Genomic DNA, 15,110 nt, shown 5'->3' with positions numbered 1-15,110 from the left:
TGCGCTATGACTGACATCACAGCCGCCGCGGCTCCTGCCATCGTTGGCCGCTCGCTCTGGGGCGATGCCTGGGCGCGTCTCAAGGCCAACCGCGCCGCCATGTTCAGCCTTTACTACCTCGCCTTTGTCGCGGTGATTAGCGTGTTCGGGCCTTGGTTCGTGCCGCATCAATACACCACCATCTATGCCGACTATGTCCGCATGCCGCCAAGCCTGTCGGCCTATCCTAAGCCCGACATGATCCAAGGCGCGCTCACGGACGCCATCAAGCGCATGCGGGTCGACCTCAAGGAGTGGCATCAGGAAGGCAGCCGCGTCACGGTCACGGTCACTTCAACCAAACCGATCGACGATCGCAACATCCGCTACCTCGACCGTTCCGATGCCTTTGACGAGACCAAGATCGAGAGCAAATCACCCGACGGGCTCGAGGTGACGATGAGCACATCGGTCAAGCAGCAATATTTCCTCTTCGGCACCGACAACACCGGCCGCGATCTCCTCTCGCGCACTCTGATGGCCGGGCGGATCTCGCTTGCCATTGGCCTGCTCGCCGGTGTCGTGGCGGTGGTGATCGGGGTGATCTATGGCGCTGCCGCCGGCTTTTCCGGCGGCAAGGTCGACGAGGTGATGATGCGCATCGTCGACGTGCTCTATTCCTTGCCGTTCATCTTCTTCGTCATCATGCTGGTGGTGTTCTTCGGCCGCAACTTCGTGTTGATGTTCCTGGCCGTGGGCGCGGTGCTGTGGCTCGACATGGCGCGCATCGTGCGCGGCCAGGCGCTGTCGATCCGCCGCCAGGAATATGTCCAGGCGGCGGAAGCCATGGGCGTCGGCCAGCGCGGCATTCTGCTTCGCCACGTCATCCCCAACCTGCTCGGCCCGGTGGTGATCTATATGACGCTGCTGGTGCCGCAGGTCATCATCCTGGAAAGTTTCCTGTCGTTCCTCGGCCTCGGCGTGCAGGAGCCGATGACCAGCTGGGGCGTGCTGATCTCGGTCGGCGCCAAGAACATCGGCACCGCCAACTGGCTGCTTCTGTTCCCTGCTTTCTTCCTCGTGTCGACGCTGTTCGCCCTGAATTTCGTCGGCGACGGCCTGCGCGACGCGCTTGATCCAAGAGATCGATAAAGATGGGGATCGATAAAGATGGGAACCGCTGAAATGGCCACTCCCGAAACGATCCTCAACGTCAAGGATCTGCGCGTCCGCTTCCGCACGCTCGACGGCGCGGTCGAGGCGGTGAAGGGCATCAACATCCACGTCAATGCGGGCGAGACCGTCGCCGTCGTCGGCGAGTCCGGTTCCGGCAAGAGCCAGACGATGATGGCGGCGATGAGCCTGCTGGCCTCGAACGGCGAGGCGACGGGCCATGTCGACTATCGCGGCCGCAACTTGCTGACACTGAGCAAATCCGACCTGAACAAGGTGCGTGGCGCCAAGATCAGCATGATCTTCCAGGAGCCGATGACGTCGCTCGATCCGCTCTATTCGATCGGCAATCAGCTGATCGAACCGATCCGCCGGCATCGCGGACTGAATGCCGCCGAGGCACGCGAAGAGGCGCTCAAGCTTTTAAGGCTCGTGCATATTCCGGACCCCGAGCGGCGGATGAAATCCTATCCGCACGAAATGTCCGGCGGCCAGCGTCAGCGCGTGATGATCGCCATGGCGCTCGCCAACGACCCCGACATCCTGATCGCCGACGAGCCGACGACGGCGCTCGATGTGACCATCCAGGCGCAGATCCTCATGCTGCTCGCCGAACTGCAGCGCAAGCTCGGCATGGCCATCGTCTTCATCACCCACGACCTCGGCATCGTCCGGCGCTTCGCCGACCGGGTCTATGTCATGCGCCAGGGCGAGGTCGTCGAGGAGGGCGAGGCCGAAGCGATCTTCGCCAACCCGCGGCATGCCTACACCAAAATGCTGCTGGCGGCCGAGCCGACCGGGACCAAGGCGCCGCCGCCCGCAAATGCCCCCGTGGTGCTCGAAGGCAAGAATGTCGAAGTTACCTTCAGGATCGGCGGTGGGTTTTTGGCCGGCGAGCCGCTGATGCTGCGTGCCGTCGATGACATTTCGATCCGGCTGCAGCGTAACCAGACCATCGGCATCGTCGGCGAATCCGGTTCGGGCAAATCGACGCTCGGCCGTGCCTTGCTGAGGCTGTTGCCGAGCGATGGCTTGATCCGTTTTGGTGATCGCGACATTTCCACTGCCGACCGGCAGGCGATGCGGCCGCTGCGGCGCCAGATGCAACTCGTCTTCCAGGATCCGTTCGGCTCGCTGTCGCCGCGCATGACCGTCGGCCAGGTCATCACCGAAGGGCTGCTGGTGCATGAGCCGAACCTTTCATCCACACAGCGCGATCAGCGCGCGGTCGAGGCCTTGCGCGAAGTCGGCCTCGATCCCAACGCCCGCAACCGCTATCCGCATGAATTCTCGGGCGGGCAACGCCAGCGCATCGCCATTGCCCGCGCCATGATCCTGAAACCCAAAATGGTCGTGCTGGATGAGCCGACCTCCGCACTCGACCGTTCTGTGCAGAAACAGATCGTCGAACTGTTGCGCAAACTGCAGGCGGACCACGAACTGTCCTACCTCTTCATCAGCCACGACCTCGCCGTGGTGCGCGCCATGGCCGACTACATCATCGTCATGAAGCAAGGCAAGATCGTCGAAGAGGGGCCGACGGAGGCGATCTTCAGCAATCCGCAAGCGCCCTACACGCAGACGTTGATGAATGCCGCGATCGATGTGACGCGGTTCCGGCTGAGCGCATGAAACGTCGCTTGCGGCGTCCGTTTGCTCTGCCCGCCGATCCCGGGGATTCGCGCCTGGGCGGGCCTTTCGTCGGCCGCTGGCCAATGGTCATGCTGCTTTGGCGATAAATGCGCAGGGAGCGCAACCGCCGAGCACTGCTTGAGCGATGTCAGTCTCATGTTCATCGACATGCGCCGTCACCAAGACGATCCGCTCGGCGACGCTGCGATCATCCAGCTTCGTGGCGGCGGTGATGCAGGCGCCGAGGAAGCCGCCGGCACCGCCGCCGCAGGCCGCCCAGATCAGTGCTGTTGCCGATAGTCCGCCGTAAACGATCATGGCGCTCAGGCAGGCCAACACCGCACCGACAGCACCAAGGATGACACCCGGGGATCTTAGAATGCCAACCTCGTCCTGGTAGGGCCCGATAACAGCAATCTGCACGCGAGGAACACCAACGGCCACTAGGTCTCCAGCAACCCGTGCCGCTTCGGCATGCGAATCAAAAAGCCTGCTGATTGTTCGCATGATCAGGAATTGCTCTCGTCCAACTGTTTGTCGGCAACGAATGACGCGGCGATCAGATCGTCCCCATCAATGCCGCCCTGACCGTCCTGCATGATGGCCGCGACTTTTTGGAAGGTCTTGATTTCGCTCTCGCTGATGCGAGCCTTCTGCATCCTGGTCTTGAGGTCAGCTACGCGCGTCCCTAGGGCATGGGATCTTGCGGTCTCCCGATTCGACATAATGATACTCGTCCATTTCCGCGTTATTTGACTGTCCTCGCGGACTGTTCTCGCGCCCAATCAACCGAACTAGGACGGGATCGAAACGTTCCATCGACTGGACTTCGGTCTGGCAGAATTTGGGACCTAAGTCTGATCTCAAAAAAGCAATGGTCTTGCCACCGGCGGCATGCGGAACAGCCGGTGTTTGTCACCGTTGTCGGCTACAAGTTTCTTGGGAGGAAGCCGATGGAAAAGAGTGTTGGCCAGGCGCGTTGGTTGCTCGCGCCGGTCTTCGCGGTCGCCATAACCTTGATGGCGATCGGAATAGTCCTCGGCTGAACACCCCGCAGAAACCCATAACGAAGATTTATAATTGGCGCAGCCACGTCCCTTCCTGCGCCGATAGGGTTCGTTCGCCGCTTTTGAACGGCGAGCGAACCCTCTGCTTTTGACGGGCACCCAAGCAGGTAAGTCCACGCTACAAGTAATGGTGTGTCAGGATTGGCCGACCGATCGGAATTTCACGACAGCCGACGAGGTGGCACGGATTTAGCAATCGAACGCGTTGCGAAATCTCCAAGAGATTGCAGATCCGGCCAAGGGCTTCAAAGCGTCTCTCCGAACGCATCTGTGGGGAGATCACTTGGGACAAGATGGCCAAGGCGGCCCGGCTCAGTAAGGAGCCGGGCCGGCGGCCGCTGGTCAGTAGCCGCCGTTCTCGATCACCACTGGATGGCGGTGATGGTGTGCGGAGACGGAACTCGTGACCACGACTGTATCGCGGCGGTGATGATGACGGCGGCCGTGATCGTAGAAAGCAATCGTGCCGTGATGACGGTGATGCAGGCGCTGTCCCTCCTCGTTGATGATCCTGACTTGGTGGTGGTGACGATGGTGGGTCCTGATAACCACATCGGCCTCAGCCGCCGAAGCCACGGCCGGCAATCCCAGGGAAAGCGCCAAGGCGCACATGATCATTGTTTTCATTGCAATTTCTCCACTGCCTTATTTAGCCCTTCCTTGGATAAACTGCCGCCGGTGCCATTGGTTCCGGGTTCTCCCCAAAGATGTGGCCACGAGCCAGACGTCTGGTTGATCTTGTCGGACGACGGAACATTAGGTGTGCCTAACAGTTCTATTCCTGCAGCCGGCACGCGTCTGCTGTCCGCTGCAGATCAGGAGCAAAGCTGGTCGGCCCGCGTCCTCCGCCAGAGGCGCGTGCTTCCTCAGGCAACACGGAGAGAGATCATGAACAACATTATCTGGCTCGTTGGAGCGGTGGTCATCGTGATAGCGATACTGAGCTTTTTCGGCCTCCGATAGTCGCGGCCGGATCTAGCCAGTCGACGCTCCAACGTTCAGTTGAAAACCGGCACGATGGCGGAGACTTTGTCGATCACCGTGGCGTCCGTTAGCTCAGCCCGCTGACCCCCGACATTTGCGCGCTCGCGCGGCGGCGATGGCATCCTGCTGCTGCTTAAGTCTATCGATCCTGGCGGTTTCACGGTTGGCGACCGCTGTCTTTACGCGCGAGCCGCCAAGCAGCCAGCGCGGCACGCTGGTGTTGGCGACCTTGCCGCGGGTGATGGCGGTCTGCGAGATTTCGCCGGCACTTTCGCCCAGCGCACTGTTGAGCTCGGTGCAACTCATGCTGTCGTACTTGGCCGGATTGATCGTCCGGCCGAGCGATGAGCAGCCGGTAACGGCAAGCAACACAACCGCGAGAACGGGTGTCGAGGCTCTTGTCGAGGTCCAATTCATGTCCGCACCAGGCTCGCCGTTTCACTGGCTGCATCATAGCCATTGAACCACCTGGATCAATTCCGGGAAGATGTGACGATCGCGACGTCCAAGTGACGCAAGAACGGAGGGGTGTTCGCCGTCCGCCAACCACAGGCCAAAATCTCTTGGGTATCGGGAGAAACAGAAGCTAAGTGTCTGTTTTTTCTGGTCGGAGTGGCAGGATTTGAACCTGCGACCCCCTCGTCCCGAACGAGGTGCGCTACCAGACTGCGCTACACTCCGTGACCAGTCGGCGGGCTTATAGCCGCCACACTTCATTCCTGCAAGCGGCAATGGCAGCCCTTCTGTCGCATTTCGTCGCCTTTTCCCGCAAGTATGGATGGTATCGCAGTGCACGGCCAATCTGATTGACACCGCTTAAGGCTTGTGTGCTAGCAACCGGCCACCAAGAGGCTTCCGAGCGAGACCGAAATGACCCAGCGCATCGTCAGTTTTGTCATGAGCGGCGGTGTCGGCTCGCGGCTTTGGCCGCTGTCGCGTGAGGACAATCCCAAGCAGTTCCACGATCTGTCCGGCGACGGCTCCATGCTGGCCAAGACCTTGCGCCGGCTGACGGCAAGGTCGGGCGGTGAAACACCGATCTTCCTGATCGCCTCGGAGCGCCATGCCGACCGTGTCCATGCCGACCTTGCCGGCCTCGATCTCGCCGGTGGTGGTCCGCTGTTCGAACCGATCGGCCGCAATACCGCCGCCGCCGTCGCGCTGGCGACCCTGCGCACTTTGTCCGAATTCGGCGATAGCCTGGTGCTGGTGGTGCCGTCGGACCATGAGATCGCCACCGCGCGCCAATTCTGGCAGAGCGTCGAGGCCGGTGCCGAGGCGGCGCGCGCCGGCCAGTTGGTGGTGTTCGGCATCAAACCGACACAGCCCGAGACAGGCTATGGCTATATCGAGGTCGCATCCGAAAGCGGCGGCACCTTCGAAGTGTCGCGCTTTTTCGAAAAGCCGGATCTTGCCACCGCACAAAGCTATCTCCAGGCCGGAAATTTCTATTGGAACACCGGTATTTTCCTGTTTCGGGCCGGCGCCATGCGCGACGCCTTCGCGGCTTTCCAGCCCGACATCTGGCAGACCACCGAGGCCGCCTACAAGGCTGCGACATCGGACCTCTCCGGCCTCTACATGCCGCTGGAACTCTACGCCGCCATCCCGTCGAACTCGATCGACTACGCCATCATGGAGCAGGCAAAAGACATCGCCATGGTGCCGGCCAGCTTCCGCTGGAACGATCTCGGCTCCTGGCAGTCGCTGCTCGATGTCGGCCCCGCCGATGATCAGGGCAATGTCATTGTCGGCGATGTCGTCGCCATCGATTGCGAAAACTCCTACATCCGCAGCGACGGTCGCCTGCTGTCGGCGATCGGCATGAAGGACGTCGCCATCGTCTCCACAGCCGACGCCACTTTCGTCGCACCGGTCAGCCACAGCCAACACGTCAAGAAGATTGTCGAGCAGCTCGAAAAGTCGGGCCGGCTGGAAACCAGGTTCACGCCGGCGCACGACCGCGTCATCGAAAGCGGCGCCTGGCGGCGGCGCGTGCGTCATTGGCTGTTCCAGGAGACCTTGCCGCTATGGTCGACATCAGGCGTCGACGAACGCCATGGCGGTTTTTATGAGGCGTTGGGTTTCGATGCCTCGCCGCTGATGAAGCCCAAGCGCATGCGCACACAGGCGAGGCAGGTCTATGCCTTCGCCGTCGCCCGGGCGCACGGCTGGGATGGTCCGGCCGATCGTCTGATCAGCCATGGCATCGAGTTCATGGCCAGGCAGGGCCGCACCAATAATGGCGGCTGGGTACGCACGCTGAATGTCGACGGTTCGGTCGCCGACGCAACCGAGGATGCCTACGATCACTCCTGCGTGCTGTTGGCGCTGGCGCATGCGCATATGTCGGGCAATCCGGATGCCTTGCGGCTCGGCGAGGAGACCTTCGCCTTTCTCGATGCGCATCTCGAGGATCATCGCATGACCGGCTTCCTCGAAACATCGGACGGGGAGGGCGAGCGGCACTCCAACCCGCACATGCATTTGCTCGAAGCTTTCCTGGCCTGGCACCAAGCAACCGGTGAGCGTACCCATCTGCGCCGCGCGGCTCGCATCATCGATCTCTTCCGCAGCCATTTCTTCGACTGGGAGAGCTGGACGCTGGGCGAATATTTCGATGACGAATGGAAGCCGTCAGCCGGCGAGAAGGGGACTTGGACCGAGCCCGGCCATCACTTCGAATGGGCTTCGCTTCTGGTCGATTTCGCCGGCCGCAGCGGTCAGGCCGAACTGAGCGGTTTCGCCAGGAAACTCTATGCCTCGGCCGTCGCCAATGGCCTCAACCGCGCCACCGGCCTTGCCTATGGCGCCGTCTCCCGGCAGGGGCTGCCGCTGGACCTGATCTCGCGCAGCTGGCCACAGGCCGAAGCGGTCAAGGCGGCAATTGCGCTGGATGGCTCGGGCGGACCTGATCTCAAGCCGGAGATCGAGGAACGCGTCGGCCGACTGTTCCGCTGGCACATCGACCCGGCGCCGCTCGGCCTGTGGATCGACCGCATCGACGAACGCGGCCGCTCGCTGGCGTCGGACGTGCCCGCCAGCATCTTCTACCATCTGGTCTGCGCGCTGACGCAGTATCTGGATGGGACGACGGAGAAAGGGTGAGTCGATGCCTGCGCGATAAGCTGGTTCAGCCGGGGGCGTAGACGCGAAGCATGGTGCCATTGTCGTAAGCGGCTGTCACGAGGACGTTTAGCGTGAGTGCGGCCGGCAAACCGCTGAATAGGGGTTTGCCACCGCCATAGGCGACTGGCCGAGTCACGATGACGTATTCATCTATCAGCCCTGCCTTCGACAATGCCTGAGCGAAACTTGCGCCACCCCATGCGATGATTTCGCCGCCGCGCTGTTTTTTCAATCTAGAGATTTCCTCGTGTAGATCACCTTTCGCAATAGTGGAATCTGGCCACGTTGCCTCCTTCAGGGTTTTCGAAAAAACGACCTTAGGGATGTCATTCATAGGCTCGGCATATGCATCGTCCGATTTTTGCCAGTACGGCCCCATTTCCTCGTAGCTGACGCGCCCCATGATGTGTGTTCCAGCGCGACGTATGCGATCCAGTTTCCAGCGCTTGAGTTCTGCCGGTTCAGGAGAACCGCCCGTCGGCATTCCTTCCGGCCCCACCACATATCCGTCGATCGACATGGCCATGATCAAGACAACTTTTCGCATGGTGGTCCTCAGTTCGACTACCTCCGCCGTAGTCGACTAGCGATAAGTAAGTCGGCCCAGCGCCCCCTGGCGCGCTCGCTAGCCGTAGCCATGGAGAAAGAGTCCGTTTGCCCAGTCAGTAAGGCGATACCACATCCCCGGTCTCGACATAGATCGACTTCAGCTGCGAATAGAGCGCCAGCGCGGCAAGTGAGTTCTCGCGCCCGATGCCTGACTGTTTGAAGCCGCCGAAGGGGATTTCCACCGGCGTCAGATTGTAGGCATTGATCCAGCAGGTACCAGCCTGCAGTTCGGCAATGACACGGTGGGCGCGCGGCAGGTCGCGGGTGAAGACGCCGGCTGCGAGGCCGAATTCGGTGTCGTTGGCGCGGTCGATCACCTCGTCCTCGCCGTCGAATTTCAGCACGCACATGACGGGCCCAAAAATCTCCTCGCGCGCAATGCGCATGGTATCGGTGACGCCGGTGAACACCGTCGGCTCGACGAAGAAGCCGCCGTCAAACCCCTGCAGCGAGGGCACGTTGCCGCCGCAGGCCAGAACAGCGCCGTCCTGCTTGCCGACCTCGATATAGCCAACCACTTTCTCGTGCTGCGCCTTCGACACCAGCGGTCCCATCTGCGTCTCGGGGTCGAGCGGATCCCCGATGCGGATCTTCTTCGTCCGCTCCACCAGCCGTTCGACGAAGCGGTCGTGGATGCGGCTCTGCACGAAGACACGCGTGCCGTTGGAGCAGATCTGGCCGGTGGAGTAGAAATTCCCGAGCATGGCGCCGCCGATGGCGTTCTCGATATCGGCGTCGTCGAAGACGATCAGCGGCGACTTGCCGCCGAGCTCCATGGTGGCGTGCTTCATCTTCGAGCCGGCAAGCGACAGCACCTTGCGGCCGGTCGGCACCGAGCCGGTGACCGAGACCTTGGCGACGACATCATGTCCGACAAGGCCTGCGCCGACATCGCCATAGCCTTGCACGACGTTGAACAACCCGTCCGGCAGGCCGGCCTCGCTATAGATCTCGGCCAGCGCCAGGGCCGACAGCGGCGTGTTTTCCGACGGCTTGAACACCATGGCATTGCCCATGGCGAGCGCCGGGGCGGATTTCCAGCCTGCAATCTGGATGGGATAGTTCCAGGCGCCGATGCCGACGCAGACGCCGAGCGCCTCGCGCCGCGTGTACGCGAAAGGCCCGCCGAGATCGACCGCCTCGCCATTGTAGGCGGCGACGGCGCCGCCGAAATATTCAAGGCAGTCCGCGGCGGAAGGTGCATCCGCCACCAGCGTTTCCTGGATCGCCTTGCCAGTGTCGAGCGTCTCGATGCGGGCTAGGTCGGCGTTGCGAGCACGCAGAATGTCGGCGGCGCGGCGCAGGATGCGCCCGCGCTCGACCGGCTTCAGCCGCGCCCAGGCGGGCTGTGCGGCGCGGGCGGCCTCGATGGCGAGTTCGAGCACATTCGGCGTCGCCGAACGCAACATGGCGATGGTCTCGCCGGTTGCCGGGTAGATGACCGGCAGCGGCGCGCCTTGCTCGTCGTCGATGTAGCGTCCGTTGACATAGTGCGATGCCGTGGGCTGGGCGCGCATGGGAGGTCTCCAATGGTCTGCGCCCCCCAAAATGGACGGCTCACTCTGTCAGGCGGATCATGTCCTATCTGTCCGACACCTGCCAGCGCGGATTGATCCATGGTTCCTGGTTGGACGGCGCCAGTGGCGTGCGGCCCAGAATGTGGTCGGACGCCTTCTCGCCGGTCATGATCGACGGCGCATTGAGATTGCCATTGGTGACGCGCGGGAAGATCGAGGAATCGGCGACCCGCAGTCCATCGACGCCGATGACCCGGCATTCCTGATCGACGACACTCATGACGTCGTCGGCGCGGCCCATCTTGCAGGTGCCGCAGGGATGGTAGGCGCTTTCGGCATGATCGCGAATGAAGACATCGAGATCGTCGTCCGACTGGACGTGGCTGCCCGGCGAGATCTCCTTGCCGCGATAGGCGTCGAAGGCCGACTGGCCGAAGATTTCGCGGGTCAGCCGGATGCAGTGGCGAAACTCGGTCCAGTCGTCCGGATGCGACATGTAGTTGAAGCGGATCACCGGCTTAGCCTGCGGGTCCGGCGAGCGCAGCGTCACCGAGCCGCGTGATTTCGACCGCATCGGTCCGACATGCGCCTGGAAGCCGTGCGACTTCGCGGCTGCCTTGCCGTCATAGCGCACCGCGGCCGGGATGAAATGGTACTGGATATCGGGATAGTCGACACCGGCGCGCGAGCGCACGAAGGCCGCCGCCTCGAAATGATTGGTGGCGCCGAGACCCGACTTGAAGAACAGCCACTGCGCGCCGATGAGCGCCTTCGAGAACGGGTTCAGCACCGAATTCAACGTGATCGGCTTGGTCGATTCCTGCTGAATGTAGAGTTCCATATGGTCTTGCAAATTGCGGCCGACGCCGGGCCGGTCGGCGACGACGGCGATGCCGTTTTCGCGCAAATGCTCGGCTGGCCCGATGCCGGACAGCATCAGGATTTTGGGCGAATTGATAGACGACGCGGCGACGATCACTTCACGTCGCGCCTTAACGACCTGAATCTGTTTGTTAGCTTCGATTTCGACGCCGACGGCGCGATGATTCTCGATGATCACCCGGCGGGCGAAACCCTTGACCAAGCTGACATTCCTGCGTTTGAGAGCCGGCTTCAGATAGGCGCTCGCTGCCGACCAGCGGCGGCCGCCACGGATGGTCTGCTCCATCGGCCCAAAGCCTTCCTGCTTGGAGCCGTTGTAGTCGTCGGTCAGCTCGAAGCCGGCCTGGCGGCCCGCCTCGACGAAGGCGCCGTAGAGCGGATTCTTGCGCGAGCCGCGCTGCACATGCAGCGGGCCACCATGTCCGCGCCAGCCATCCTCGCCACCGTCATTGTCTTCCATGCGCTTGAAATAGGGGAGGACGTCGGCGAAGCCCCAGCCTGTCGCGCCTTGCTCGGCCCAATGGTCGAAGTCGCGCGCATGGCCGCGCACATAAACCATGCCGTTGATCGAGGACGAGCCGCCGATCACCTTGCCGCGCGGCGTCGCCAGCACGCGGCCGCCGAGATGCGGCTCCGGCTCGCTGGCAAAGCCCCAGTCGTAGAGGCTCATGTTGAGCGGAATCGACAGCGCCGACGGCATCTGGATCAGCGGTCCCATGTCGCTGCCCCCGAACTCGATGACGATGACCGAATGCTTGCCGTCCTCCGACAGGCGATAGGCCATGGCCGAGCCGGCCGAGCCGGAGCCGATGATGACGAAATCCGCTTCAAGCATGGTTCATATGCGCCATAAAATCGGCGAGCGAGACATTGCCGCCAGTTGCAACCACAAGGACAGTCTTGCCCTTCACGTCCACCTTGCCACCGAGCAGCGCCGCCAGCGACGCAGCCCCTGACGGCTCCAGCACCAGCTTCATCCGCTCGAAGGCTATCTTCATTGCCCGCCGCACGGATTGATCGTCGACGGTGATGCCGCGAACACCGGCGGTCTTGACCGCGGCGAACGGGGCGTCTCCCGGCCGTCGCGACATCAACCCGTCGCAGATCGATTTCGGGCCGATAGGCATCGTCTCAATGCTTCCATGTGCCAGCGACGAACCCATGCCGTTGAACCCCTCCGGCTCGACGCCGATGATCTCGGTGGCGGGCGACAGGTAGTGGAAGGCAAGCGAAACGCCGCCGATCAGCCCGCCGCCACCGACCGAGCAGAACAGCAGGTCCGCGTGGGCGTCCTTGGCCTCGAGCTGGTCGAGCGCTTCGAGCCCGGCGCCCGCCTGGCCGGCGACGATCTCGGGATCGTCGAAGGGATGCAGCAGGGCCAGACCTTCCGTCTCGGCAATCTCGCGCGCCTTGGCGGCGGCGACCTCTTCGCGCGCGCGCTCGCCATGGTCGGTCAGCACGACGCGCGCGCCATAGCCGGCGGTCGCGTCACGCTTGGCGGCCGGCGCATCGATCGGCATGACGATGGTGACCGGAATGCCGAGCGCCTGGCCGGCGGCGGCCAGCCCTTGCGCGAAATTGCCGGAGGAGTAGGCGACGACGCCCTTCCTGGCCTCGTCGGCCGAAAGCCGCTTCAGCCGCCAATAGGCGCCGCGTATCTTGAACGACCCTGCCCATTGCAGCGATTCCGGCTTGATGAAGACGCGCGCCGCACCGGTCTCTCGGGCGAGTGCGGCCGATTCCAGCAAGGGCGTTATCTGCGTCGCCCGGGAGGTGACGGCATAGGCCTGTTTGAGATGATCGAGGGAGGGGACGAGAAGGTCTGCCATCATTCGCCTCGCGGAAAGCGTTTCTGCTCTTCGAGCACGTTGAGATCCATGTGGTTGCGCATGTAGCGCTCCGAGGCCTTCTGCAGCGGCTGGAACTCCCAGGGGTAGTGCGTGCCGTTTCGCAACGCCGGATAGACCACCCAGCGCCGCGCCTGGCTGGCCCGCACGGCGGCGTCGAAGGTGGCCATGTCCCAGCGTGCGCGGACTTTTTCCAGGAAAGCCGCCACCAGATCCGCATGGGCCGGATCGGCGGCGAGGTTGTTCAACTCGTGCCGATCGGATTCGACATCATAGAGTTGCGGCGGATCGATCTCGCAGTGGATGAACTTGTAGCGGCCGTCGCGGATCGCCACCAACGGCGCGTTGGAGCCTTCGGCCGCATATTCCATTAGCACCGGCGCGGTGCGTTCCTGGCCTTCGAGCAGCGGCAGCAGCGACTGACCATCGGTCCATGGCGCGATGGCGCTCATGTCGATACCGGCCAGATCGCACAGCGTCGGCGTCACATCGAGGTTGGAGACCGGTGCGGTGATCAGCCCGGCCGGCACGCCCTTGCCGGCGATCATCAGCGGCACCCGCGCCGAGCCCTCGAAGAAGCACATCTTGAACCACAGGCCGCGCTCGCCGAGCATGTCGCCATGGTCCGAGCAGAACAGGATGATCGTGTCGTCGAGCATGCGCGTGCGCTCGAGCACCGACAGCAATTCGCCGACCTTGTCGTCGAGATAGGACATGTTGGCGAAATAGCCCCGTCGCGAGCGGCGAACCTGCTCGGCCGTGATGTCGAAACTGTCGTAGTCTGAAGCCTTGTAGAGCCGCTGCGAATGCAGGTCCTGCTTGTCGTAGGGGATGAAGCCAATCTCAGGCTCCAGAGCGGGACAGTCCTGATAGAGGTCCCAATATTGCCGACGGGCCACATAGGGGTCGTGCGGATGGGTAAAGGAGACGGTCAGGCACCAGGGCCGATGCGCGGCATCGTCGGAGACGCGGGCGAAGTCGTAGAGCTTCTGCACGGCATGGAAGGCGACCTCGTCGTCATATTCCATCTGGTTTGAGATTTCGGCGACGCCGGCACCGGTCACCGAGCCCAGATTGTGATACCACCAGTCGATGCGTTCGCCGGGCTTGCGGTAGTCCGGCGTCCAGCCGAAATCGGCGGGATAGATATCGGTGGTCAGCCGCTCCTCGAAGCCGTGCAACTGGTCGGGTCCGACGAAATGCATCTTGCCCGACAGCACGGTGTGGTAGCCGTCGGCGCGCAGATGATGGGCAAAGGTGGGGATCGACGAGGCGAATTCGGCGGCGTTGTCATAGACCTCGGTGCGCGACGGCAACTGGCCGCTCATGAACGAGGCCCGGCCCGGCGCGCACAGCGGCGAGGCGGTGTAGTTGTTCCTGAAACGTGCCGACCGCGCCGCGAGCGCTTTGAGGTTTGGCGTATGCAGAAAATCCGCCGGCCCATCGGGAAAAAAAGTACCGTTGAGCTGATCGACCATGACGATCAGGAAATTGGGCCGCTTGGTTGTCACTGTTGATGCCGTTCGCCGAGTTTGGTTTCGAGATAGTCTTCGACCAGCGCGATCGCCGTCGCGGCGTCGGGTACGCCGTCCTTCAGCGCCCGTCTGATATAGAGCCCGTCGATCATCGCCGCCGTCGCTTCGGCGGCGCGGTCGGCCTCGGCCCTGGGCAGGATGCCGGTCAGGCCGCTCATCAGATTCGAATGTAGGCGCCGCGCATAGACCCTGAGCAGCCGGCGAAGCGCCGATGACTTCTGCGCCTCGACATAGAAGGCGAGCCATGCGGCGATGGTTTCGGGCTGGAACTGGATATCGGAGAAGTTGACGGCGACCACGGCCGAGACGCGTTGGCGCGGCGACGTGGCGGATTGCAGGGCGCGGCGCATGTCTGTGGTCAGCTCGGCCAGTATGTGCCGCATCGTTGCCAACAGCAGCTCGTCCTTGGCGCCGAAATAGTGATGGGCAAGCGCCGAGGACACGCCGGCGCGCCCAGCGATCTCGGACATGGTCACGTCAAGCGAGCCGCGTTCGCCGATCGCCGAGATCGTCGCGTCGATAAGCGCTTTGCGGCGCAGTGGCTCCATTCCGATTTTAGGCATGCCGTTCCCGATTTTTGCGGGGAGATTATTTTTTATTGACGGGTCAATCAACAAAAAATCGACATAGGCCCGACCTGTACCAAACGATTGTCTTGTTCCGGCCCTTCACGGCTCGGGCAAGAATGTTTATATTTGAACAATAACGCCGAAGTGCGCCCAGAGCCTCATGGAAGGCTGGTGCCAAGGATGGAGA

At 62.5% G+C, this 15,110-nt stretch carries 13 protein-coding genes and 1 tRNA gene; 3 read left to right on the top strand and 11 right to left on the bottom strand.

Annotation, left to right across the window (positions count from 1 at the left end):
- Positions 1-6: 6 nt before the first annotated feature.
- Positions 7-1,131, top strand: coding sequence for an ABC transporter permease (locus EB233_RS24290; protein WP_064991859.1), 1,125 nt, complete (start codon positions 7-9; stop codon positions 1,129-1,131).
- Between the two features lie 33 nt (positions 1,132-1,164).
- Positions 1,165-2,784 carry an ABC transporter ATP-binding protein gene (locus EB233_RS24285; RefSeq protein ID WP_064991912.1) on the top strand — a complete coding sequence of 540 codons (1,620 nt, stop codon included), beginning with the start codon at positions 1,165-1,167 and terminating at the stop codon, positions 2,782-2,784.
- Positions 2,785-2,871: 87 nt separating this feature from the next.
- Here EB233_RS24285 and EB233_RS24280 read toward each other — a convergent pair whose 3' ends face one another.
- The 5 genes from EB233_RS24280 to EB233_RS24260 all read right to left on the bottom strand — a co-directional run bounded on the left by EB233_RS24280 (position 2,872) and on the right by EB233_RS24260 (position 5,516).
- Positions 2,872-3,291, bottom strand: a complete 420-nt coding sequence (locus EB233_RS24280; protein WP_064991858.1) for a hypothetical protein — start codon at positions 3,289-3,291, stop codon at positions 2,872-2,874.
- A gap of 2 nt (positions 3,292-3,293) precedes the next feature.
- Complete coding sequence (locus EB233_RS24275; RefSeq protein ID WP_335335508.1) at positions 3,294-3,443, bottom strand: hypothetical protein; 150 nt, start codon at positions 3,441-3,443, stop codon at positions 3,294-3,296.
- Positions 3,444-4,193: 750 nt separating this feature from the next.
- Complete coding sequence (locus EB233_RS24270; RefSeq protein WP_081294311.1) at positions 4,194-4,478, bottom strand: hypothetical protein; 285 nt, start codon at positions 4,476-4,478, stop codon at positions 4,194-4,196.
- Positions 4,479-4,907: 429 nt separating this feature from the next.
- Entirely contained in the window at positions 4,908-5,252 is a 345-nt protein-coding gene (locus EB233_RS24265; RefSeq protein WP_064991856.1) for a hypothetical protein, read from the bottom strand.
- Positions 5,253-5,439: 187 nt separating this feature from the next.
- Positions 5,440-5,516: transfer RNA gene (locus tag EB233_RS24260), tRNA-Pro, on the bottom strand.
- A gap of 189 nt (positions 5,517-5,705) precedes the next feature.
- On the opposite strand from EB233_RS24260, the gene EB233_RS24255 reads away from it, so the two are divergent.
- A complete protein-coding gene (locus EB233_RS24255; RefSeq protein ID WP_064991855.1) occupies positions 5,706-7,943 on the top strand; it encodes a mannose-1-phosphate guanylyltransferase/mannose-6-phosphate isomerase in 2,238 nt (745 codons plus the stop codon).
- A gap of 25 nt (positions 7,944-7,968) precedes the next feature.
- Here the strand turns inward: EB233_RS24255 and EB233_RS24250 are convergent, their stop codons facing one another.
- The 6 genes from EB233_RS24250 to betI all read right to left on the bottom strand — a co-directional run bounded on the left by EB233_RS24250 (position 7,969) and on the right by betI (position 14,917).
- Entirely contained in the window at positions 7,969-8,511 is a 543-nt protein-coding gene (locus tag EB233_RS24250; RefSeq protein WP_064991854.1) for a dihydrofolate reductase family protein, read from the bottom strand.
- Between the two features lie 115 nt (positions 8,512-8,626).
- Positions 8,627-10,090 carry a betaine-aldehyde dehydrogenase gene (gene betB, locus EB233_RS24245; RefSeq protein ID WP_064991853.1) on the bottom strand — a complete coding sequence of 488 codons (1,464 nt, stop codon included), beginning with the start codon at positions 10,088-10,090 and terminating at the stop codon, positions 8,627-8,629.
- A 64-nt stretch (positions 10,091-10,154) separates the two neighbouring features.
- The gene (gene betA, locus EB233_RS24240) at positions 10,155-11,807 is read right to left on the bottom strand and encodes a choline dehydrogenase (RefSeq protein WP_064991852.1); all 1,653 of its coding nucleotides are present in this window, start codon (positions 11,805-11,807) and stop codon (positions 10,155-10,157) included.
- Positions 11,800-12,804, bottom strand: a complete 1,005-nt coding sequence (locus EB233_RS24235) for a threonine/serine dehydratase family protein (RefSeq protein ID WP_032917389.1) — start codon at positions 12,802-12,804, stop codon at positions 11,800-11,802. The genes betA and EB233_RS24235 overlap by 8 nt, the downstream gene beginning before the upstream one ends.
- Positions 12,801-14,330 carry a choline-sulfatase gene (gene betC, locus EB233_RS24230; RefSeq protein ID WP_064991851.1) on the bottom strand — a complete coding sequence of 510 codons (1,530 nt, stop codon included), beginning with the start codon at positions 14,328-14,330 and terminating at the stop codon, positions 12,801-12,803. The genes EB233_RS24235 and betC overlap by 4 nt, the downstream gene beginning before the upstream one ends.
- The gene (betI, locus tag EB233_RS24225; protein WP_064991850.1) at positions 14,327-14,917 is read right to left on the bottom strand and encodes a choline-binding transcriptional repressor BetI; all 591 of its coding nucleotides are present in this window, start codon (positions 14,915-14,917) and stop codon (positions 14,327-14,329) included. The genes betC and betI overlap by 4 nt, the downstream gene beginning before the upstream one ends.
- Positions 14,918-15,110 lie beyond the last annotated feature (193 nt).

The sequence above is a fragment of the Mesorhizobium erdmanii genome (assembly GCF_013170725.1).
GTDB lineage: Bacteria > Pseudomonadota > Alphaproteobacteria > Rhizobiales > Rhizobiaceae > Mesorhizobium > Mesorhizobium erdmanii.
The sequence above is the reverse complement of the archived record's forward strand: the minus strand, read 5'-3'. Positions and strand labels throughout refer to the sequence as shown.